Source organism: Paenibacillus sp. NPDC056579 (assembly GCF_042793215.1).
Lineage (GTDB): Bacteria > Bacillota > Bacilli > Paenibacillales > NBRC-103111 > Paenibacillus_S.
In genome coordinates this window covers 1,594,997-1,618,268 of sequence record NZ_JBHTVD010000001.1, presented here as the reverse complement: position 1 = coordinate 1,618,268, position 23,272 = coordinate 1,594,997, and the positions used below count along the sequence as shown (strand labels likewise).

At 49.4% G+C, this 23,272-nt stretch carries 15 protein-coding genes; 12 read left to right on the top strand and 3 right to left on the bottom strand.

Annotated elements, in window-relative coordinates:
* The first annotated feature begins 24 nt into the window (after positions 1–24).
* Positions 25–771: a sulfite exporter TauE/SafE family protein gene (locus tag ACFQ88_RS07240; RefSeq protein ID WP_379453359.1), complete on the top strand. Its 747-nt coding sequence runs from the start codon at positions 25–27 to the stop codon at positions 769–771.
* Between the two features lie 410 nt (positions 772–1,181).
* Positions 1,182–2,510, top strand: a complete 1,329-nt coding sequence (locus tag ACFQ88_RS07235) for an ABC transporter substrate-binding protein (RefSeq protein WP_379453357.1) — start codon at positions 1,182–1,184, stop codon at positions 2,508–2,510.
* Positions 2,511–2,559: 49 nt separating this feature from the next.
* Here ACFQ88_RS07235 and ACFQ88_RS07230 read toward each other — a convergent pair whose 3' ends face one another.
* Positions 2,560–3,444, bottom strand: a complete 885-nt coding sequence (locus ACFQ88_RS07230) for an AraC family transcriptional regulator (RefSeq protein ID WP_379453354.1) — start codon at positions 3,442–3,444, stop codon at positions 2,560–2,562.
* A gap of 161 nt (positions 3,445–3,605) precedes the next feature.
* On the opposite strand from ACFQ88_RS07230, the gene ACFQ88_RS07225 reads away from it, so the two are divergent.
* Both ACFQ88_RS07225 and ACFQ88_RS07220 read left to right on the top strand, forming a co-directional pair.
* Entirely contained in the window at positions 3,606–5,789 is a 2,184-nt protein-coding gene (locus ACFQ88_RS07225) for a family 78 glycoside hydrolase catalytic domain (RefSeq protein WP_379453352.1), read from the top strand.
* Between the two features lie 57 nt (positions 5,790–5,846).
* Positions 5,847–6,737 (top strand): AraC family transcriptional regulator, encoded by an 891-nt coding sequence (locus tag ACFQ88_RS07220; RefSeq protein ID WP_379453350.1) that lies wholly within the window; start codon positions 5,847–5,849, stop codon positions 6,735–6,737.
* 31 nt (positions 6,738–6,768) lie between these two features.
* On the opposite strand, the gene ACFQ88_RS07215 is transcribed toward ACFQ88_RS07220, so the two are convergent.
* Complete coding sequence (locus ACFQ88_RS07215) at positions 6,769–7,653, bottom strand: AraC family transcriptional regulator (RefSeq protein WP_239625025.1); 885 nt, start codon at positions 7,651–7,653, stop codon at positions 6,769–6,771.
* Between the two features lie 196 nt (positions 7,654–7,849).
* On the opposite strand from ACFQ88_RS07215, the gene ACFQ88_RS07210 reads away from it, so the two are divergent.
* From ACFQ88_RS07210 to ACFQ88_RS07190, 5 genes are all read left to right on the top strand, one after another.
* Positions 7,850–8,188, top strand: a complete 339-nt coding sequence (locus tag ACFQ88_RS07210; protein WP_379453347.1) for a hypothetical protein — start codon at positions 7,850–7,852, stop codon at positions 8,186–8,188.
* Positions 8,189–8,227: 39 nt separating this feature from the next.
* Positions 8,228–9,400, top strand: a complete 1,173-nt coding sequence (locus tag ACFQ88_RS07205) for an MFS transporter (protein ID WP_239625021.1) — start codon at positions 8,228–8,230, stop codon at positions 9,398–9,400.
* Between the two features lie 115 nt (positions 9,401–9,515).
* Positions 9,516–9,848 carry a winged helix-turn-helix transcriptional regulator gene (locus ACFQ88_RS07200; protein ID WP_239625019.1) on the top strand — a complete coding sequence of 111 codons (333 nt, stop codon included), beginning with the start codon at positions 9,516–9,518 and terminating at the stop codon, positions 9,846–9,848.
* Between the two features lie 341 nt (positions 9,849–10,189).
* Positions 10,190–10,918 (top strand): NAD(P)-dependent oxidoreductase, encoded by a 729-nt coding sequence (locus ACFQ88_RS07195; RefSeq protein WP_379453295.1) that lies wholly within the window; start codon positions 10,190–10,192, stop codon positions 10,916–10,918.
* A gap of 14 nt (positions 10,919–10,932) precedes the next feature.
* Complete coding sequence (locus ACFQ88_RS07190) at positions 10,933–11,391, top strand: DUF2269 family protein (RefSeq protein ID WP_379453293.1); 459 nt, start codon at positions 10,933–10,935, stop codon at positions 11,389–11,391.
* Positions 11,392–11,553: 162 nt separating this feature from the next.
* Here ACFQ88_RS07190 and ACFQ88_RS07185 read toward each other — a convergent pair whose 3' ends face one another.
* Entirely contained in the window at positions 11,554–12,438 is an 885-nt protein-coding gene (locus ACFQ88_RS07185; RefSeq protein WP_379453291.1) for an AraC family transcriptional regulator, read from the bottom strand.
* Between the two features lie 116 nt (positions 12,439–12,554).
* On the opposite strand from ACFQ88_RS07185, the gene ACFQ88_RS07180 reads away from it, so the two are divergent.
* From ACFQ88_RS07180 to ACFQ88_RS07170, 3 genes are all read left to right on the top strand, one after another.
* Positions 12,555–13,505 carry a DUF1861 family protein gene (locus ACFQ88_RS07180; protein WP_379453289.1) on the top strand — a complete coding sequence of 317 codons (951 nt, stop codon included), beginning with the start codon at positions 12,555–12,557 and terminating at the stop codon, positions 13,503–13,505.
* 190 nt (positions 13,506–13,695) lie between these two features.
* On the top strand, positions 13,696–14,991 hold the full coding sequence (locus ACFQ88_RS07175) for an ABC transporter substrate-binding protein (protein ID WP_379453287.1): 1,296 nt from the start codon (positions 13,696–13,698) through the stop codon (positions 14,989–14,991).
* A 309-nt stretch (positions 14,992–15,300) separates the two neighbouring features.
* Complete coding sequence (locus ACFQ88_RS07170; RefSeq protein ID WP_379453283.1) at positions 15,301–23,235, top strand: SpvB/TcaC N-terminal domain-containing protein; 7,935 nt, start codon at positions 15,301–15,303, stop codon at positions 23,233–23,235.
* Positions 23,236–23,272: the final 37 nt, after the last annotated feature.

Below are 23,272 nucleotides of genomic sequence, written 5' to 3'. Positions count from 1 at the left end.
TGACGGGAAGGGCGGGGAGCAGGAGTGCTTGCGCTAAATGGCGGAATGATTGCGCTGTTGATCACGGTCGGTATCTGCGCAGGATTCGCGAAAACCGGAGTGTCCACACTGAACATCTTGAACGTGATGCTTATGAGCCAGGTGCTACCGGCCAAGGATGCCGTCGGTTTATTGCTGCCGATCTTGATACTGGCGGATATCATAGCAGTTACCTATTATCGCAGGGACGTCAAGTGGAGGCTGATGCTCTCGCTGGCGCCTTGGGTGCTGGTAGGGCTTGGAGCAGGGTATGTGGTCTTATTGTTTACGACGGACCGTCATCTTCAGGTACTGCTTGGCACTATCATTGGTGCTCTTATTCTACTGCAGCTGTTTAGAGACAAGTGGGGCTTCAGGTGGGAAGAAAGTCTGCCCCGATCGGTGTGGTTTACTGCCCTGATGGGTGCGGTTGCCGGCTTTGCTACCATGATCGGTAACGTCTCAGGGGTTGTGATGGCGATATATCTCATGGTCAAGAAATTGTCGAAGCAGGAGATTGTCGGGACAGGGGCTTGGTTTTTTCTAGCTGTCAATCTAATTAAGACACCATTATATATTCAGCTAGGCATGATCACTTGGAGCTCCGCCTCTGTCGCTGTATGGGTCATTCCGGCAATCGCGGCCGGGGCTTACCTAGGGATTAAACTCGTGCCGCTCATCCCTCAGAAGTGGTTTCAAATGATCATCCTGCTGCTGGGGGCGGTCGGCGCTTTTCGCCTGATAATAGGCTAAATAGGATTGGATGTTACAACACAAAAGAATGTTGCCGCGTAAATCGCGGCTTTTTTGTTTTATGGGAACAAGTTCTTATCAAAATGCAATGACAAGAACTTGTTCCCATTCCAATGGGCATGTCCCATCATGTGAGGATGCCACAGATATTGCACGGCGAAAAGAGCGATATCCGCGAATCATCATTCCCACCCCGATCTGTAACCATTTCTCAGCATTATTAGGCATCAGCGGAAAAGAGATAAATTTCTCTATGACTCGCTTATCAGAAAACTCAGCAAATTCAAGTAATTATTACACAAGATTGCATAATTTTTTTCTCCTTCTTTAACATACAATGGAAAAACGAACTATCCCTATCCAGTAATGAAAACCCTTACATTCGTTTTTTATTAAGGAGGTCATAGGTTATGAAGAGATACACACTTCCCTTGCTGGGCGCGATGGCGCTGACTGTCATCTTGTCCGCTTGCAGTAACGGTACCGGTACAAGTGCTGGTGAACGCGAACCAAAGCAAGATACCCCCAAGGCGGATAGCAGCAACGACAAGGCAGAGCTGGTCATTTACGGAGCCGCCGGGAATACCGAAGAGGAGTTTAACAACCGATGGGGCGACTACATCAGGAAGAAATTCCCCAATTACCAAATTCAATATATTATGAATCAAAAGGGAAGTTCTCTTCCCGAGCTGATCACGGCAGGCCAGCCGATTGATATCATTTTCGATTCAATTGGCGGAGCGCCCGGCAACCTTGTTCAAAATAATTTCCATTACGACATTTCCGAGCTCGTCAAAAAGCATAATGTTGATTTGAACCGTTTCGAGCCTACTTTTATCGATGCGGCCAAGCAGTTGGGTGGTCTGTACGGTCTTCCGGTCAACGGCGGGGGACTGGTCCTTTATTATAATAAGGATATATTCGATAAGTTCGGCGTTCCCTACCCGAAGGACGGGATGACGTGGGATCAACTGCTGTCTCTCTCCAAGCAAGTGACCAAGAACGATAACGGCAAGCAGTATGCCGGCTTCGCGGCCACCGTAACACACTCGATGCGGATGAACTCTCTATCGTTAAATATCATTGACAAGAAGACGGAGCAAGCAGCCATCGATAACTCGATATGGAAGCCTTACATACAAACAATCATTATCGATCCTATCGTGCAAGACCCTTCCTATAAAGAATTTGTAGCGCAGAAGAAAGGAATGCTGTCTACAAACGATTTTGCCAAGGAGCAGAATCTGGCAATGTATGTCATGAACTTCGGACTGCAGTATGCGGTGAAGGAATTCGAGACATTGAACTGGGATATGGCCGCTCTGCCCACCTTCAGCGACAAGCCCGGAATAGGCTCGCAGCCTTACCCGAACTATTTCTTTATCACCTCCTCCAGCAAGAATAAGGACGCCGCTATGGAAGTGCTGAAATATGTAACATCGGATGAGCATGCCGTCATCGAGTCGAAGAAGGGCAATATTCCGGTGCTGAAAAGTGAAGAGGTCAAGAAAGTGTTCGGACAGGAGTCGGCTTTCAAAAATAAAAATATGAAGAATGCCGTATATCATAACCAATTCGCCGTTCCGCATGAGAAGTCGTTATACGACGACCGGGTCATCAATGCGCTTAACGGCGAGGTGATGAGAGTTATTTTTGGAGAGATCGATCTGAATACGGCATTCCGCACGGCACAAGAGAAGGGCAATAAAGCTATCGAAGAAGCGAAGCTGAAAAAATAAAGAGCAAGCAAAATGTCCCCTCGACCATCCAAGGCATCGAGGGGACCATTTATGTCCGGTGCTTGATCCGGTATTCTCGCGGGGTCATCAGCAAGTGCTGCTTGAACAGGTGATTGAAGTGGCTTACGTCGCGGATGCCTACGCTTTTGGCGATCTCGATGATTTTCTCTTCGGTCTCGCGGAGCGGTTTCAGCGAGGCACGAATCCGCACTTCGTTGCGGTACTCGGTGAATGTTTTGCCGACCATCTGCTTGAATTTGCTTGTGAAAGTCGTCTGGCTCATACCGCACATCCGGCATACCTGCTCCAGCTGGATCGGCTGGGCATAGTGCAGCTCCAGAAATTCACACAGCTGGCGGATCGCTTTGGATTCATTGTTATGGAACACCGGCTTGACGACTCTCTGGTCGTAGCAGCGGCTGAGGTATATGAGCAAGTCAATCAGCTGCGCTTTGATGGAGATCCGGTAGCCGAGCGCTTTCTCGTCGTATTCTTTGAAGATCCGGTCTATGCGCTGCTTCATTTCATGCCCTTCCAGAAGCGAGAGCTTCAAGTGGGAATCGAAATCGAGGTTTTCCCGGAGAAACGGCTCGACATAAAAGAAATCGAGGAAGGGAGTGACCGCTGACAGCGCTTCCAGCTCCGACGTCAGGAAGGACGGCATAAACATGATATTGTACACCTTCAGCGGGACATTGCCGATGACTCGATAGTCGTGCTCAACTCCGGGAGCAATGACGAACGTATCGCCCTTGGAGAGGGGATAGGAATTCCCTTTGTACAGGTGCTCTCCATGCCCCTCGGCTACATACACGAGCTCTATAAAATCATGATAGTGAGGCTGTAAAGCCCTCGTCGGCATGGTCAGGAACGGCAGAATCGCGAATGGAAATTCCTCGCATTCCAAAAACTGCTCTTTTGAATATAAAAACATTTCGGGCAACCCCCTTCATACAGCATCCAACTTTATTGTAGATGGAGCGGCAGATCGGCGTCAATTTCCCTCTAACTTTAGAAAAATAGCCCAAGAATTTGTTTCGCGAATCGGCTAAGATGAAGTCAGGAATAATCGGCAAACTCCTGAGAGAGGGATGGATGGAATTGGAATTGGAAAAGCATTGGGTTGCCCATTGGATTATGGATCAGCGGTTTCAAGAGCTAAGTCCGCTTAACGTGAATCACAAGGAAAACGTTGACAATCCAGGATATGTTCATCTGGCGGAGCTGCAGAATATACATATGCTGGTTAGAAAAACCTTCGAGCTGGATGAATGCGCCGGGGAATGCTATATCGATCTGACAGCCGACGATTATTACAAATTGTATGTCAACGGGCACTTTGTAGGCCAAGGACCTGCCCAAGGAAACTATTATCACTATTTCTACAATCGCTTTGATATCGCACCTTATCTTCAGCAAGGGGAGAATGTCATTGCGGTTCATGTATATTATCACGGACTGATTAGTCGCTCCTACAACAGCGGAGACTACCGGCAGGGACTTATTGCGGAGGTCCGCGTCGATGGGGAGCTTGCAGTGCAGACGGACGCCTCTTGGCGATACCGGCTGGCGGAGGAATATGGCCCGACAAGTGTGATCGGGTACAATACGCAATTTCTTGAAAATATAGACAGCCGCCTTCAGGCGAAGGGCTGGCGCGAGCGCGGCTTCGACGATTCCGCGTGGTTAGGCGTCAGCGTTCGTGAAGACGATGACCATAGGCTCGTCCTGCAGCCAACGCCAGTATTAAGCGTATACAAGAAAGCGCCGGTGATGATTCAGCCTGTCGAAGGCGGAGTGCTGCTTGATTTCGGCACCGAAATTACCGGTCAGTTTACGATGAGAGCACAGGGAAGTGCTGGCCAGACGGTGGAAATACGGTGCGGCGAGGAGCTGACCGATTCGAGAGTGCGCTACAAGATGAGGTGCAACTGCACTTATAACGAGACCTGGACGTTATCGGGAGAAGTAGATGAGCTGGAGCTGTACGATTACAAAGCGTTTCGTTACGTCGAAGTGCTGGCGGAGCCGAGTGTAGCAATACTATCGGACTCTATGGCCGCTGTCGTTCGCCATTACCCGCTGGATGAAGAGGCATGCAGGTTCGAATCGTCCGATCCGCTGCTCAATTCAATCTGGGCGATATGCAAGAACGGGGTAAAATACGGTACTCAGGAAAATTACGTAGATTGCCCATCCAGGGAAAAAGGCCAGTATTTGGGTGACAACACGATCATCACCCATGCCCATGCCTATTTATCAGGAGACTTGGCCATGTTCCGCAAGGCGATTCAGGACTTTGCGATTTTGTCCGCGGCCGTCTGTCCAGGATTCATGGCGGTAGCTCCGGGGCACCTGATGCAAGAGATAGCAGACTTCTCTCTACAATGGCCCATGCAGCTGCTTCAATATTACAAGCAAAGCGGAGACAGGCCGTTTTTGCAGGCAATGTATCCTGTAGCCGAACGATTGATGCTGCATTTTGCACAATATCAAAGAGAGGACGGTCTGCTGGATTCGGTCAACGACAAATGGAACCTCGTGGACTGGCCGGAGAACCTGCGGGACGGGTATGATTTTCCTCTCAAAAAGGGCAGCATAGTTGGCTGCCATAATGTCATCAACGCCTACTATTACGGCGCGATGCAGGCTATGAAGGACATCCGGGAGGCGCTGCAGCTGCCCGCTGAGGACGATTCGGCATCATTTCGCGAGGCGTTCCTGCGCGTATTCCATGATCCGGAGAAGAGGCTGTTCGTCGACGCAGAAGGATCTGCACACACCTCGCTGCATGCGAATGTACTGCCGCTGCTGTTCGGTCTCGCGCCGGAGCAGTCGAAGGAGCCGATCGTGCGGCTTGTTGCCGAGAAGCGGTTAAGCTGCGGCGTCTATATGGCTTACTTTGTTCTGGAAGCCTTGGCAGCCGCCCGCGCTTATGAGCTGTTGTATGAGCTGATCGTCTCCGAGGATCTGCATTCGTGGGGCAATATGGTCAAAGAGGGCGCTACAACCTGCTTTGAAGCCTGGTCGAAGGAGCTGAAGTGGAACACGAGCTTATGCCATCCATGGGCGAGCGCGCCGATTCCTCTGTTGATCGAGGAAATCATCGGTCTGAAGCCGGCCGAGCCGGGCTGGACAAAGATTAGCTTTACTCCGCATTTGCCCGGCTCCCTAACGCAAATCAATCTCAGCTTTAGAATTCCTGCAGGAGAAATCCACTTTGAGTATGACAATGGAAATACTCGTCTAGTCGTTCCGGACGGGGTGACCGTAGTCTAAGGACAATGGCAAGTCGGCAGTATCGCCAAAGCTAATAAGCTGGAGGGGGATCGGACGATGGAGGATCTTGGACGCAGCCGCAATGATGATACATCAGCGATCCGCTTGGTAGTATCGCCAAGCGCCAGAGCCAAGACGATGTTCTATTATATGCATGAAATCGGAAGCTTTCACCAAAGACCCGATCCCTCGCTTAACCAATGCCCTATACCTTCATTTATGATTCTATACACCTACTCGGGTCATGGTGCGGTGACTTACCGTGGGATCGAATACACGCTTCTGCCGGGGCACGTATTGTTCATTGACTGCACGAGCACACTCTTCAGCTTCTCGAACCGGTACGAGCATTGGCATGCGATCTGGTTCCGCTTTAACGGCTGCTCCAGCTCAAGCTACTTCGATCACATCACGAAAGGCGAGGGACCGGTGCATCGCATTGAGAACCGTTCTCCGATACCGCTTATTATGGAACAGCTGCTGGAGCAGCAAAGGCAAGAAGACAGCAGGACAGAGGCGGTCAGCTCTCACCTGATTACACATATATTGACGGAGCTCCTGCTCCTAAGCGGTGAGCTGGAAGAAGCCACAGCCCCCGGGATGATGCCTATGTATATCCGTCGTGCGGTTGATTATATCGACACCCATTATACAGAGGGGATTACGCTCACCCAATTGTCCAAACTTTTCGCTGTCAGCAAATATCACCTCGCTCATGAATTCAAGAAATACACCGGGTTTGCGCCTAACAAGTATGTCATTCATGTACGGATCAGAGAAACAAAGCGAATGCTGAAGGACACGGATCTGTCCATTACGGAGATATCTGAACGGGCTGGCATTGAAAGCGTCACGCATTTCATAAGTCAGTTCAAACGTGAGGTGGGGTGGACGCCGCTTGCCTATCGCAAGAAATACCGTCAATCATCTCCACCATTCCTTGAATGAATGGGGCCAACTTCCCGTGTGAAGAATCTGATTAATTTAACTGGCTTTTACGATATTGAATGGGAGTAAAGCCTGTTATCTTTTTAAAAATCCTACAAAAGTAAGGGAAATTAGGTATTCCAACCAAAGAACCGATCTGTTCTATAGATTTTGATTCTGTTTTTAACAACCAGCAAGCTTGTCTTATTCTTCGAGCGATCACATATTCGGTGATGCTTCCCCCTGTTTCGGCCCGAAATAACCGAGAGACATGATTCTTGGAAAGATGGAGTTCCTTTGCTAATTCAATCAAGTCAAAAGGTTCCGAATAATGCTCTTCCACCCAATTCATTATTTTTTCAGCATGGCTATCCGGACGTGCGACTCCTCCAAATCCCCCAATATGTAGTGAGATTAGATAGTCTAGAATGTTGAGAATCAACATGGACGCAGTCTCGTGGTCTTCATCCTTTTCGTTCCACCCCGAAACCAATTCATTAAATCGTTCAAGAACGCCTAACATATAAGTTGAGTCGCGCTCATCACGGAACACCTGATTGGACATTTGCTCCTTCCATACCTGCTCAAAAAAACGAGAAAGCACAGAAAAGTTTTTGAGATGAGGTGCAACGATAGAGGGCTCAAAGGTTAAAACCGTTCGTACATATGGATTTTGAGGATTGGCATCAAATTGAATACGGTGAAGCTGGAAGGGTTGTAAAATCACTACGCATCCAGCCTCTAATTTATAAATCTTGCGGTTGAGGGTCAGGGTTCCTTTTCCTTGATGGACAAATAAGACCTCAATCCCTTTATGATAATGGTAAGTAATAGGGGGACACTCTGAGGACACCGCCCTATATTTAAGTCGTATCCCTCGGTTATTTAGAACATGAAATACTTGTGCACGTTCATCCATTTGATTTGTGTGTTTCAACGATGATCACCATCCAGCCATCTTTTCTAAATTATCATTTGAGTGATATTTTGTGACTGAAGAATATAACTTTTTTGACCAAAAAATAAGCTATGATAATAATGTCGATACCCTCTAATTATACGATGTAGTAATTATTGGTGACAATGTTGCTTGCAAAGAATAAGGATCACATACCTTTGGAGGTGGGCATAGAATGACTTTCGTTTTAGCGACTCTAAAAGAGGACGAATACACCGAGTTATTGGATGGAATCAAAGATATTCTGAAAGAATGCTATCAGATAACAGAAGACGAGGCGATGGTAGTTATTCATGAAGGTAATGAAAAAGCGCAAGAATTGTTAATTGATTATTTCCCCTATATAGACTCCATCCATGAAATTATTAGCGGAATTAGGGACACCCTGGACAATCATATGAATCTAGTGTTTCAGGAAGAGGAAACACCAAATAAAATGATTTATGAAGCAGCTGCGTGGTACGCGTTTGAATATGTAAGATGCTACTATAAAAGCACGGTAAATTTCGTGTAATGGCATTACCGACTAAATCAGGGGAAGGCGAAAAATCCGATGGCCGGAAAATCAACGTACGTGTACATGTCCGTGTATTATTCGCTGGTATTTATGGCGCTAGGCGCCTTCAGTAACTATATACCGATCTATTACAACGACATCCGGCTCGACCATTTCCAGATTGGTCTGCTCTCGACCGCAGGAGCGATTACCGCGATGATCGCTCAGCCACGCTGGGGATTGGCCGCCGACAGAGCGGCATCGAAAAACCATCTGCTTCTTGTGGCCCTGCTGCTGACCTCTGTCCTCGTCTGGACGCTGCCTGCGGCAGGCAATCAATTTTGGTTACTATTCGCGTGCACAATTGTGTTCGGCGCCGTCCAATGCGTAATCAACCCGCTCGGCGACACGATTACGCTGGAGATTTCCCGCAAGTCAGGATTTAACTTTTCACGCATCCGCACAGCAGGATCCATAGGTTATGCTTTGATGGCGGTTATTGCCGGCTGGCTGCTGGACCGTAACCTGCATTATATGTTCCCGTTGTTCTCTGGGCTCGTGTTCGTCGCCTTCTTGCTGGCTTGGGGCATCCCTAAGGTGGAAGGCCATCAGCACAAGGCGAAGGTGGAACTGAAACAGCTGTTTACCAGCAGAAAGCTGGTTCTGATCTACTTGTACACGCTGGTGGTAAACTGTACACTGGGCTTTTTTACGACGTTTCAAGCCGTCTACAGTAAGGAGCAGGGGCTGAGCACGGCGCTGATCGGCCTTGGGGTCAGTATAGGTTCGGTCAGCCAGTTTCCGTTCATGCTGTTTTTTCAACCCCTTTACCGAAGGTTCGGGATCTTTAAGATTTTGCTCTGCTCCGGGATTATCCTTGCCGTACGGTGGATGCTGTTCAGCGTCTCCCTAAGCCCGGCCGTCTATTTGGCAACGTGGGTATTGCACGGCGGGACGTTCATGCTGTTTTACTTATGTCTCGCCGAGTACGTGAGCACCCATGTGCCAAAAGAGTTGAAAGCAAGCGGCCAAATGATGAATTCTTTGACGATGAACGCCATCAGCCGCACAGTGGGTTCGCTGTTAGGCGGACTGTACGCCGGCTGGTTCGGCATCCGTTCAGGGTTTATGGTCAGCTCCTTCATCTGCATTGCTTCAGTAGCGTTGTTTTGGTATTATTATAAGCCAAACGATGAGGAACAAATGGAAATTGAAGGGTCCGCCCATTAGGTGCGGTTTATCCTTTTTAGTTTCAATGATTGACTTGATTGTAGCGCTATCGTAAAATTTTGTTATGTTAATTTTAGGTAATGCACTTGCTTAAAAGTAAGGGGATGATCTATCAATGATTCATCAGCTTGAATGTCCAATTGAGACACTCATTCATGTTTTAGGCGGCAAATGGAAGCCGATGATTTTATGGCATTTGATTGAATCCAAAAAGAGATTCAACGATTTGGAAAAGCTTATACCTGATGTTTCACAAAAAATGCTTTCACAACATCTCCGAGACTTGGAACGAGAAGGCATAGTCGATAGAACGGTTTACCCTGCTATCCCTCCCAAAGTAGAATATTCTCTTAGTGAATATGGCAGAACATTGATTCCTGTAGCAGAAGTCATGTGTGCTTGGGGAGAAAATCATAACAAGCGGAAACATGAAGAGTCAGCGTCATAAAGCTGGTTCAATGAACTAATACACTAATTCAATCAACTCAAAGCAAAAGCTGCCACGGGATTCCGGGCAGCTTTTGTTTATCCACAGTCCCTCTCCTGATAAGAACTCATTATCGGGGTTGAGATAGTAACACTCCTTATCATGTAGAAATGTCCCCAAATCTATCTTTAGAATTTTCCTCCTGTCCTCCCGACCTCCACAAATAATTATGGTATCCCTTTCTGTCATGCTTACTTTTAAGTAAGTACCCTACTTTAAAGTGGGTTCTTAACATAATTTTGAAGCGATGCTAAGCTTGAGTTAACCAAATATTAGGGTCTAATTAAGAGGAGGAAAGAACAATGAAAATTATTGTTTTTGGAGCTACGGGGAATACAGGGAAAAGAGTGTTGGTACAAGGGATAAAAATGGGACATGAAATGACCGCATTTGTGCGAAATTCTGAGAAGCTTTATGATCAATTAGGTGAGCATTCCGCAAAGCATGTGAAGGTGATCGTGGACGATATTATGGACCCGGTTAGCGTCGGTGAGGCGCTCGCGCATCAAGATGCCGCTATTATTGCAGCCGGCCATGCGGGCCAAGGAGAAGAGTTTGTACGTCTCGTCGATAACATTGTAAGCCAATGTGAACTTCAGCCTAGTTTCTCTGGGCGGGTATGGATAATGGGAGGAGCCGGCCTGCTGGACATTCCATATACGGATCTTATCGGCAACAATTTACCCGGTTTCCCGCCGGAGTATAGAAATCACAACCGGAATTTCGAAAGGCTACAACAGACTCAACTCGATTGGTCCATTATGTGTCCGGGAACAATGATCGATTCGAGAGAGCATCCAGATCCGGTTCATCTACATGTAACAACGGAAACCTTGCCCATTCCGGTTCCGGAGACGATCAAGGAATACTCCGAGGCAGATATAGCCGGTCACTTGTTCAGCCGATTTCAAGAGCTGAATGTTACTTATGACGATGTCGCAATATGTATGTTGGACCATCTTGAGTTCGGAGGAGCGTTTAAAAGAAAAAGGGTCGGTCTAGCTTATCAAAGCAATATTACGGTGCGCTGAGGAGAAGGGGGAGAATGGGTTTGTTTGGATTACTGCTCGTTTTGCATATATTGGCTTCGATCTCCATAATTGGCCCCGCTTTCGTGTTGCCCATCATTCGAAGATCCGCTAGATCCGTCGGTCAGCTGCACTTTGCATTTGGTATAACGACCAAGCTTGCCATAATGCCTAAGATTGGCGGAGCCGTACTTGTTTTAACCGGGGTTTGGCTTATGATCATAACCAAGATGGGTTTATCCCAAATGTGGCTGAATATATCCATCCTTTTATCGCTGCTCATGGTCGTCATGATCGACGGATGGATCGAACCGCGTATGAAAAAGATCATAAAGATCATATCTGAAAGTCAAGACCAGAGTAATGAAATACCCGCCGAGTTCGGACTGTTGATCAAAAAAATCGTACCAATCGAGACGGCAGCACAGCTGCTGATGATTGCCATATTGGTGCTTATGGTCGTTAAGCCATTTTGAAAAAGCCGATGGGAACACTTTGAAAATGTAGTTGACCAAATGTGGGCGAAGCCGATCCCTGAGGAAGCTTACAAGGAAGTCAAGTGAAACAACAGAGCTGCCGGACGCCCCTTATATTGGGGCGTCCTCTACATAAGACGGATCGCGAGCATACGAGGTGATTTAAGGTGCCGTTTCTGACTTTAGCGTCTTCATTTTACGATATTCAGACGGTGATATCCCCTTGATGTCCCGGAAAATCCGTGAGAACGTATTATACGATCCGTAGCCGACTTCCAGTGCGATTTCGGATACGCTCATCTCGGTTGAAACTAGAAGACTGCACGCATGTCGGATGCGAAGATCTTGAAGGAAATGAACGTACGATTGGCCTGTAGCTTGTTTAATTATTTCACTGACCCGTGAGATGCTCAATGAGAACTGCTTGGCAATTCCTCCTAGCGTCAATCCCTCCTGATAGTTGCTGTTTATATAGTGGATGATCGGCCAGACGGCTCCTGCTGATTTGACCGAGGCAGGCTCCCCGTTCGGTATTATTCCATTCTTCCTCCGATAGCGGTCGAAACGAATGAGAAGCTCCTTCAGCTTAACCTGCAAATAGCTGTTCCGCCATAGGTCGCTGCCGGAGTATTCCTCCATCATCTCCTCAAGCAGGTTGTCCGTCCGCGTTTTCTCTTTCCCCTCGAACTGAACGAAAGAAGGCATCCCTTCGGTACCATTGACCATGCCGTTCATTAACTCTTCTTGATTCGATTCCATGAGCAATTCCATACTGAATCGACAATTGTACAGAATTAGCTCCGATCCCTGATCGGTGAACAATTCATGAATTTGATACGGCAGCAAAAAAGAAAACGTCCCCGCTTCCATCCGATGCTTGACCCCATTGATCGTTTCCCAGCCGGTCCCGCTCTTGACGTAAGAAAATTCCAGGTAATCCTGCCGGTGGGAAGGGTAGCCTTTCTTCAGCCTATTAATTAGGAGCTCGAACTGGAACGGGCTGTCCTTAGTGGAATAGTCTTTTAAATATCTTGGGAATTGTGACATCATAGCAGTCCCCTCAGAAAAAATGGGATAATTATCGAAAAACGCGTTAGGCTTTTATTCTTCATTTATTTTACCATAAATTAAGAAAGTGAGTGCTTATATCAGGAGGTAAAACGTTGAACCGGAAGATGCAAAGAATTGAATTTGAACAGACAAAAAAAATTTATGAGAGTGTGACATTGGTGTTTCATGGTGTGGACGGTTTTGATGTCTACAATGTTTCGATCCCGTTCATACGGGATGGGAAGCGGTATTTGTTCGGGCGGATAGAGCGTCGAGAGGAATGGGCCCGCTCTTGGGTCAGACTGTTCGAGGAGACGGGACAGGATGAATGGACCGTGGTAAAGGATAGCATGATTTATACGCTGGAAGACCCTTACATCACGGAGATCGGTGATGAGCTTGTCATGGGCGGGACCCATGTACAATATCAGTCCGGAAAATACAGCACGTTTTTCGGTTATTTCTATCGGGGGACCGATCTCCACAATTTATACTACTTCACTACCGGACCTAACAAAATGAAGGATATTCGCCTTGTTCCGTTGTCGGACGGCACGATTGGCGTCTTCTCTCGTCCGCGCAGTGCAGGGATGAGAGGCAAATACGGGAGTGAGTCCATGATTGGCTTCACGGTCGTTGACAGACTGGAAGAGCTGACTAAGGACGTCATCGAGAACGCACCTTACATCTACGGCATCTTCGGGGAAGGAGAATGGGGAGGTGTTAATCAGGCTTATCTGCTCGACAACGGCAAAATTGGCGTCATCGGCCACATCTGCTACAAGGATGAGGATGAGAACGGCGGGGAAGTGAAGGTGTACCTGAACATGGCCTTCGTCTTCGATCCAACCACCCGTGAGTCTTCAGACCTTCATTTGATCGGAAGTCGTACCTGCTATCCGCCGGGACCTGCCAAGGCTCCACAATTGGTCGACTGCGTCTTTACTTCGGGAATTGTGATGCGTTCGGACGGCAAGGCCGATCTTTACAGCGGCATTGGCGATTGCCAGACGGGACGTATTACGATCGACTATCCGTTCGAGGGACATGGGCACATTGTCTAGTGGAGGAAGTAAGGGGGACTGCGTATCCCACATCGTCACAGTCTACTGTGGCGGTGATTCCGGGATGCTTCCGAACTAATTTCCCCATCATACGGACTGGATTTGTGGCTAAATGGACCGATAAATGTAAGCGCTATTATTTCTATTGCGAGTAACTTTGCCTCAACAATAATGAATGGGGGAAACCGATATGAAAATGAATCGAATGGCCGCACTTTCACTATTATTGTTTGCAACCGCTTGCAGCAGCGGAAATAACGTTAAACCGGCCGGTGAGACTGACGCTCCGCCTCAAGTTTCGACCGAGCCCGTTACGATTAAATTCGCGCTGAGTATGGGATGGCTTGGACCTGGAGAGTTCCAGAAGTATGTCGAGGAGCCGGTGAAAAAGCGCTACCCGCACATTACGATCGAGCCCATCGATTTGTCCAAGCCGGAGAACGGTTTTGATAAGCTGATGGCCGCCGGCAACATACCGGATTTAGTGATGACGGCCTCACCTCTCATTTACCGGTTTGTAGGAACCGGGATGGAAGATAATATTGAACCGCTGATCAAAAAATTCAATTTCGACCTCTCCAGGTTGAACCCGGTCGCAGTAGAATCAGTGAAGTCGGCAAGCCGGCAAAATAACTTAATCGGTCTTCCATGGACAATGCATTTCAGTGGTCTCTATTATAATAAAGATATTTTCGACAAATTCGGCGTTCCGTACCCGAAGGACGGCATGACGTGGGAGGATGCCCGAGAGCTGGCCAAGCAAGTGACACGCATGGAGGGCGGTGTGCAGTATCGGGGCTTGGAGCCGGATAAAACGACCCGAGTGGCTTCCGTGCTGTCATACGGCTTTATCGATCCTGTAGCGGAGAAGCCGACCGTGAACAATGATAATTGGAAAAAAATATTCGAGTTGCTCAAAAGCATCTACGACATTCCCGGAAACAATTCACCCCGTTTGGCTGGCGGAGGTACGGATCAGTTTATGAAAGAACGGACTCTCGCTATGCTGGCTTCCAATAACAACCTGCCGATCTTGAAGGATGCCCAGGATTTGAACTGGGATTTGGTCCAGTACCCGTCATTCAAAGAACGCCCTAACACCGGCATGCAGGTCGATGAGTGGATTCTTCACGTCACTGCGCAGAGCAAATACAAAGATCAAGCGTTTCAAGTCATCTCCACAATTCTATCCGACGAGGTTCAAACGGAAATAGCACGTAACGCGCGGCTGCCGGTATTGAAATCAAGTAACATTGAGCAAGAGTTCGGCAAAAACTTGCCTTACTTGCAAGGGAAAAATGTGAAAGCTGCCTTTAAAGCGACCCCTGCAATAGCGCTTCCAGTCAGCAGATACGATTCGTTCGCGGAAGGTTATATGTCCAATGCCATCATTCCTGTCGCCAAAGGAGAGAAAGATATTAACTCAGCACTGAGAGAAGCGGAAGAACAAATATCGAAAAACATTGAAACGAACCGGCAAAAATAACTCAGCAGTAAAATGGATAAAGGTATATTCAATATAAATAAGTTATAGAACACCTCCCTTGGGAGGTGCTTTTTTATGTCAGAGGGCCTTCTCAACAAGCTACATCCTTGCGCTAACGGGTACGACAACATAATAAACAACCAAGACGTCGATACTAGCATTGATCATCTGTCGTACCTTATGGAATCATTAAATATATCAAATATAAATAATTTATTAGGATCAACGTATCGACATTCTTCGCAGCGAACGGGGCTTATACTAGAAATTGAATTGAGATATTGTTCCATGTCGAAAGGGTGACGGCTATTGGCATCAGACATGAAAGAAGGACAACCTCCAAGCGAGCATCTGTTGAAGAGCCCTGCAATATCGCTGCCTAAGGGAGGAGGAGCCATCCGAGGAATAGGCGAGAAGTTCGCGGCTAATCCGGTGACGGGCACCGGCTCTATGAGCGTGCCGATTGCTGTCAGTCCCGGCCGGTCCGGCTTCGGTCCGCAGCTGGCGCTCTCCTATGACTCAGGCGCCGGCAACGGACCTTTTGGTCTTGGCTGGAGTCTCTCTATGCCATCAATCGCTAGGACGACGGATAAAGGTCTGCCGCGTTATGTTGATGCGCAAGAATCAGACGTGTTTATCCTGTCAGGCGCCGAAGAACTCGTTCCCTTGTTAAGCCCCAATCAGGCTAATGAGTGGGTGCCAGACCATTCGGAGCCTCGCACGATTGGCGGTACTGCCTATCATATTCAGCTGTACCGCCCGCGGGTGGAAGGACTGTTCGCACGCATCGAACGATGGACGAATGCCGGGAAGCCCGGCGATATTTTTTGGCGCACGATCACGAAAGACAATATCACCTCCTGGTACGGCAGAGACAACCATTCACGTATTTATGATCCCGAGAGTATAGACCCCGAAAGCTCTGACCCCCACAATCCGACACGAATATTCAGTTGGCTGATCTGCATGAGCTATGATGGCAAAGGGAATGTCATGACCTATCAGTATAAACAAGAAGACGGCAAGAACGTCGATTTGCAGCAAGCTCATGAGTGCAATCGCGGTAATGGCGGGGACTCCCGGCGGACCGCGAATCGATATATCAAGCGAATCCGTTACGGAAATCATGTGCCGTGGATTCCTAAGCTTGTGGAGGATCAACCTTGGCCGGAGCAGCCCGCCGATGATCAATGGTATTTTGAAGTCGTCTTCGACTATGGCGAGCACGACCAAGACAATCCGGCGCCTGAAGAATCCAAGCATTGGGTGCCTCGGCCAGACCCTTTCTCGACGTATCGGCCGGCATTCGAAGTGCGGACTTACCGCCTCTGTCAGCGTGTGCTTATGTTTCATCACTTTCCGGACGATCAGCATGCTCCTGCCGATACGAAGGGATACGACGGACTGGTCCGTTCGACCGAATTGACATATGAATACGAGAAGGATGCTTCCAGCAGACGCGCACCGGTTTATACGAAGCTTGCCGAAGTGGCGCAGCGTGTCTATGAGCGCAGACAGAATGGAGATTATCGCTCCCGCCAATTTCCTCCGCTCCAGTTCACCTACAGTGATGCCGTTATTCAGACAGAAGTACGGGAGCTGGACGACGAGAGCTTGGAAAACTTGCCGACCGGTATCGATGGCGCCCTCTATCAATGGATTGATCTTGACGGCGAAGGATTGCCTGGCGTCTTGACCGAACAGGCCGATGCCTGGTTCTACAAACGCAATCTCAGCCCGATTCATAGCGATGGCATATTGGAAGATACGCATGTAGCGGCGAAGCTGGCGCCATTGGAGCTTGTATGGTCGAAGCCTGCGGCATCGTTGGCGGGCCGTGCTCAATTCCTCGATCTGGCTGGCGACGGCCGTCCCGATCTGGTGCAGTGGGCAAGCGAGACGCTGGGATTTTATGAACGGACAACGGATGGACAATGGACTTCTTTTACCCCGATTGCCGCTTTGCCACATGTCGACTGGAGCGACCCTAACCTCAAATTCATTGACGTTACCGGCGACGGACATGCCGACATTCTGATCAGCGAGCATGGCGCATTCGTGTGGTATCCGTCTTTGGGAGAGGAGGGCTTTGGCTCGGCGCGGCGCGTGAGCAAGCACTGGGACGAAGAGAAGGGGCCGCATATGGTATTCGCCGATTGCGACGAGTTCATTTATTTGGCCGATATGTCAGGCGACGGACTGAGCGATATTGTACGGATTACGAAGTGCGGCACCGTCAGCTATTGGCCTAACCTTGGCTATGGCCGGTTTGGCTCGAAGGTTACGATGGATCATGCCCTTCAGTTGGATTCTTTCGACCAGCTCGATCCGAAGCGAATCCGGCTGGCTGATATCGACGGATCGGGCACGACGGATATTTTGTATTTGTCGCATGATGGGGTACATGTGTATTTTAACCATTCCGGCAACAGCTGGAGCGACGCGACGATCATCTCCGCCTTCCCTAAGCTCGATCATCTTGCCGACGTACAAGCCCTCGATCTGCTCGGAAATGGCACCGCATGTCTGGTCTGGTCATCACGGCTTCCAGGCGATGCGCGGAGTTCGCTGCGGTATATGGACTTGATGGGCGGACAAAAGCCTCATCTGCTGATCAAAACGGTGAATCATCTAGGTTTAGAGACGTCCGTGACGTATGCGCCATCGACGAAGTTTTACTTGCAGGACAAGATGGAAGGCAAGCCCTGGATCACAAAGCTTCCGTTCCCGGTGCACTGCGTAGAGAAGGTGACGGTGCGTGATCAATGGCGCAACACCGCTTTCTCATCGACGTATCGTTATCATCACGGATACTATGACGGACATGACCGTGAATTTCGCGGATTCGGCCGGGTCGACCAGATCGATACGGAGGAGTTCGGTACGTTCGCGGCGGGCAACATAGACAGTCCGTACATTACGGATGATCAAACGCTTTATCAGCCGCCAGTCCAGACCGTCACTTGGTTTCATACTGGCGTGTATCTAGACCAGCGAGATGTGTTAGGCCACTACAAAGACGAATATTTTCCAACATGGTTAGAGAAAGAACGGCAGGGGAAGCGAGTGCTAGGCACTTTCCGGGAAAATGAACTGCCGGAGCCCGATCTCGATGCTGCTGATCTTACGGCAGACGAGTGGCGCGAAGCGTTCCGCTCTTGTAAGGGCATGATGCTGCGACAAGAAATCTATGAGCTTGACGTTGACAGCTGGGCGGATCATATTCATAAGCCGGTTAAATTGTTTACAGCCGCTAATCACAATTGCCATATTCATCGTGTTCAGCCAAAAGCGGCCAATCCGCACGCCGTGTTCCATGTTACGGAAAGCGAAGCGGTAACCTATCACTACGAGCTTGATCTGCAGCCGGATGAGCTGACTCCCGATCCTCGCGTCGTACACACGCTTAACTTAAGCACCGATCAATATGGCAACATCCAGCAAGCCATTACCGTCGTGTATCCCCGTCACGGCAAGTTTACCGATGAAGATCATCTTTTGCGGGACGATGCGACGGACCTGATTCGCAGAGTACAGTTAGAAATGCATATGTCTTATAACGAAACTTATTACACCAATGATATTCCCCTAATACATCCGGCTCGCCCCGATAAGGATAACTATCGGTTACGGCTGCCATACGAGGCGATGACATATGAGCTGACCAGCGCAGACTTCCAAGCTGGCGTCGGTTCATCCTTCCGCTACTTAACATTGAAGGAACTGCGCGACTACATGCTGAGCGAGAACTATCAGGAAAGCGGTACGGCCGTTACGGCAATTCCCTATCATCAAATGCCAGACGGTATTGCCCTTCAAAAACGGCTTGTGGAGCATACGCGCACGTTGTACTTCGACACGACCTTGGACAAGCCTCTACCGCTAGGACAGATGAATGAATTGGCATTGCCTTATGAGAATTACAAACTTGCGCTTACCGATGCCCTATTGGAATTGGTGCACGCTGACCGCTTCAAACCGAACGTTCAAGAGGCGTTGGCGGACATGAGCATTAGCGGATATTTGAGCGGAGATAAGCTCCATGAGCGGTTCGGCATACAAGCCAGCGGACAGTATTGGATGTGCTCTGGCATTGCGGGATTTCACGATGATGCATCTGCGCACTTTTATTTGCCGGAGCGCTACATCGATCCTTTTGGCTATACGACCAATCTATCCTATGACAATCGAGATTTGTACATTCAAGCCAGTACCGATGTTATGGGCAACCGTACCGAAGTAACGAAATTCGATTATCGTCTGTTGACCCCACGGCAGATGAAAGATCCGAACGGCAATATGTCGGAAGTGATCTATGACATACTGGGAATGCCGGCTGCGATGGCCGTCATGGGCAAAGGAGCTGAAGCGGATCACTTGAGCGGCTTTGAAGAGGACGATAACTTAATCGATCCGGATTTGGAAAGCATGCAGCAATGGTTCGTTCAGGATGACTATGACGATGCCGCTGCAAGGCAATGGCTAAGCAGTGCTAGCGCTAGACATCTGTATTATTTCGGAGAGGCCGTGGACGAAAACGGACAATTGTTGTGGGGGCAGCATCCTCCATGCGCCTGCGGCATTGTGCGGGAGAGGCACTATGCTGATGACCCGGACAGCCCGGTGCAATGTGTATGGGAGTATTCGGATGGCGCAGGCAGCGTGATCGTGAAGAAAGTGCAAGCGGAGCCGGAAGATCCAGGCGGACCACTGCGGTGGGTCGCTAGCGGCAAGACGATTCTGAACAACAAAGGCAAGCCGGTGAAGCAGTATGAGCCGTATTTTTGCCAGGCGGCGACGGGACACCGATTCGAAGAACCGGCGGAAATCGGCGTAACTCCCGTCATGTACTACGATGCGCTCGGAAGACTCATTCGTACCGAGTCGCCGGACGGTGCTAACAGCCGTGCTGAATTTACGCCGTGGTATCAGAAGCAATTCGATGCGAACGATACCGTGCTAGAAACTGGCAATGTGTGGTACAAACGCAAGAGCGCATTGACCGCATCCGTCGAGGAGCGGCGCGCGGCCCGAATGGCAACCGATCATGCGAATACGCCTTCGGTCATTGTGCTCGATAGCCTCGGGCGGGAGGTCGTCTCGATCGTTCACAACCGTGTCGGTCCTTCGGATGCGCTTGTTGACGAGAAATATGTCACGTTTACAAGACTCGATGCCGAGGGCAAGCCGTTGTGGATACAAGATTCACGCGGCAATCGGGTGATGCAGTACGTCACACCGGCTCAGCCGGAAGGCTCTTATTTGTTCCATGACGAACGTAACTTCATACTGCAAGGCTTCGTGCCGAGTTACGACATCACAGGCAATACCCTCTATCAGCACAGCATGGACGCGGGTGACCGATGGATGTTGAATGATGCGGCAGGCAAGCCGATGTTCGCTTGGAATAGCAGAGGGTTTATCACCCGATTCCAGTATGACAAGCTGCATCGGCCGATTTGTTCCTTTGTCACCGGTGCGGATCCGGTCGATCCATTGCGGGAGATTCAATTCGAGAAATGGATTTATGGCGAACAGTGGCCCGATGCTGACGAGCGCAGGCAGCGCAATCTGTGCGGCATGCTGATGGAGCATTACGATACCGCTGGAGCTGTCATGACCGATGCCTATGACTTTAAAGGCAACCCGCTTCATACGCTGCAGAAGCTGACGGCCGATTACAAAGCCGTACCGGATTGGGCGCACGATCCGCCGCTGGAAGCGGAGCACTTCGTTGCCCGAACACGGTATGACGCGCTTAATCGGCCTTCACAATGGATCGTTCCGTACAGTACGGCGAATCCGCAGCGGATTCATACTATACAGCCCCTATTCAATGAAGCCGGTCTTCTAGACCGGGTGGATGTGTGGCTTAACCAAACTGCCGAGCCAACGGCGCTGCTGGATCCGGATATGGCAGATCAGCATGTAGTGACCAATCTGGAATACAACGCTAAGGGACAGCGACTTCGTATTCAATACGGCAACGGAACAGATACGATCTATGAGTATGAAGAGAGCACGTTCCGTGTGCGGCGGTTGAGGACGACTCGCGCGACTCGCGCGAGTGGCGGCGAAGTGGTGCAGGACTTGCGGTATACGTACGATCCGGTTGGCAACATCATGCAAATTCGCGATGAAGCGAACGACCGAGTATTTCACAGCAACCAATGTGTACGGTCGGGTTCGGAATACCGCTATGACGCGCTGTACCGGCTGATTGCGGCCACCGGCCGCGAGCATCGAGGCAATGGCGGGCAATACGATTGGGATGACGGCTCCCGCCGAGGATCGGCGATTCTAAATGACTGTACCGATTTGCAGAACTATGTAGAAACGTATCTGTACGACGAGGTCGGCAATATCATGCAGATGCTGCATCATAGCGGGCGTAATCTGGAACAGCCCGGCCAAGTGTTATGGAACCGGCGTTATCAATACGCGGCGGACAGCAACCGCTTGCTGGCGACCCGTTTGCCCGGCGATCCTGCTGACCTTCCCAAGTATCTAGCTGCCGATGCTGACGAGGCTGACTATTACAGCGCCAAATATGGATATGATCTGCACGGCAGCATGGCGTCGATGCCACATTTGCCGCAGATGAATTGGGACTTCAAGGACCAACTAAGCTCAACAACCGGTACGGTCATGAACGGCGATTCGCCTTCCGAACGAGTGCCTTCGACTACGTATTATGTGTATGACTCCGCGGGAACGCGGGTACGGAAGGTAACGGAAATGCAGACCGGTGCTCTTCATAAGCAGCGTATCTATCTAGGCGGGTTCGAGCTGTATCGCGAATATGGAGGCGATGGGGCTGTAGTGCTGGAGCGGGAATCACTACATGTGATGGACGATAAGCAGCGGGTCGCATTGATCGAAACCCAGACGATCGACGATGGGTCAGCCGTCGCCGCCCTCAAGCCGCTTGTCCGCTATCAGCTCGGGAACCATCTCGGTTCGGCCTGCTTGGAATTGGATCAAAATGCGGCAGTCATCACCTACGAAGAGTACACCCCTTATGGGAGCACCGCTTATTGCGCAGGGCGAAGTGCTGTGGAGGTGAATTTGAAGCGCTACGGCTTTACAGGCAAAGAGCGGGACGATGAGACGGGGTTTAATTACCACGGGGCCAGATATTATGCGTCTTGGCTGGGGCGGTGGGAGAGTTGCGATCCGATAGGAATCGGGGATGGTAGTAATATTTATAGGTACGGAAGGAATAATCCAGTTGCATTCATAGACCCCTCCGGCAGTAACTCCGTGCTTAACTTATTAATGGAAGATGAGAGAGAACGAGTGGAGAAGGAACGGATAGAACAAGCGAATGATCCTTACAATACGGCTGGTGTAACTATTGATGAGGTCAAAGATGCAATGTCTTTAAAAAATGGCGATATGATCGCCAAATATGGTTGGAATAGACGTTTACAAATTTTCGATGCCATGGAGAGAATGTCACCCAAAGATCTTGCAAAAGCATTGCCTCCTCAGGATCATACGGTGTACTTACAACCTAGCGGTCGTCAAGCAACGGATGCGCAAGAACGGGCGACGGTAGTTGCAGAAAAACTTGAAAATTTCAACCCCGGTACTCCAATTGGCGGTGTAGCCAGAACGGTAGCATATGCAGCAGGAGCTTCGCCAGAAACAGTCGATCATGTTGGTGCAATCGCTGATCAAGCGGAAAGTCTTCTTCCTGTAGTCAGTGCGGGCGTAGCCAACGCCAAAAGAGCAAAACCACAGGGCGGAACGCCAAAGCCTGCATCTAAGCCGACAACACAGCGAGTAGCTGCCCCACCCGAGAACGGAAGGGGCGTATGGGAACTCGGAAGTATCGCTAGAGGTAGGGTTATTGAATCGGAACTTGAGTTGCCCGGCAAAAAAATAAATGGATCCTTCGATGATTTTGATAGAGCCGTTTATGGTCCTGAGGGACCGGATGCACCAGTAGTAGAGGTAGGACAAACGAAGTCATTAGACTTTACGACCAAAGGCTATACTAAAAATCCAAGAAGAATATATACCACTTTAATGAAACGTATTGGAGAGGTTGCGGCAATTGGGGAAGGCGTATGGGAAAAAGGAGACAATAAAGTGGTTGTCGGTACGGAGACCAAAAGAGTTTTTGATGTGGTTGTTCCACCTGAAGCGATGACCAATGAACAGGCGGAGCAATTTGAACTGCTGACTAAAGATGCGAACGAATTAGGCGTTGAGATCCGAATGCATCAGTTTCGGTGAAGCATTTATTCCAACAATAAACCAAAGCTATCATTCT

Coding starts and splice junctions, on each gene's coding strand:
- ACFQ88_RS07235 (WP_379453357.1), top strand. CDS start 1,182: ATGAAGAGATACACACTTCCCTTGCTGGGCGCGATGGCGCTGACTGTC.
- ACFQ88_RS07230 (WP_379453354.1), bottom strand. CDS start 3,444: ATGTTTTTATATTCAAAAGAGCAGTTTTTGGAATGCGAGGAATTTCCA.
- ACFQ88_RS07225 (WP_379453352.1), top strand. CDS start 3,606: ATGGAATTGGAATTGGAAAAGCATTGGGTTGCCCATTGGATTATGGAT.
- ACFQ88_RS07220 (WP_379453350.1), top strand. CDS start 5,847: ATGGAGGATCTTGGACGCAGCCGCAATGATGATACATCAGCGATCCGC.
- ACFQ88_RS07210 (WP_379453347.1), top strand. CDS start 7,850: ATGACTTTCGTTTTAGCGACTCTAAAAGAGGACGAATACACCGAGTTA.
- ACFQ88_RS07205 (WP_239625021.1), top strand. CDS start 8,228: ATGGCCGGAAAATCAACGTACGTGTACATGTCCGTGTATTATTCGCTG.
- ACFQ88_RS07200 (WP_239625019.1), top strand. CDS start 9,516: ATGATTCATCAGCTTGAATGTCCAATTGAGACACTCATTCATGTTTTA.
- ACFQ88_RS07195 (WP_379453295.1), top strand. CDS start 10,190: ATGAAAATTATTGTTTTTGGAGCTACGGGGAATACAGGGAAAAGAGTG.
- ACFQ88_RS07190 (WP_379453293.1), top strand. CDS start 10,933: ATGGGTTTGTTTGGATTACTGCTCGTTTTGCATATATTGGCTTCGATC.
- ACFQ88_RS07185 (WP_379453291.1), bottom strand. CDS start 12,438: ATGTCACAATTCCCAAGATATTTAAAAGACTATTCCACTAAGGACAGC.
- ACFQ88_RS07175 (WP_379453287.1), top strand. CDS start 13,696: ATGAAAATGAATCGAATGGCCGCACTTTCACTATTATTGTTTGCAACC.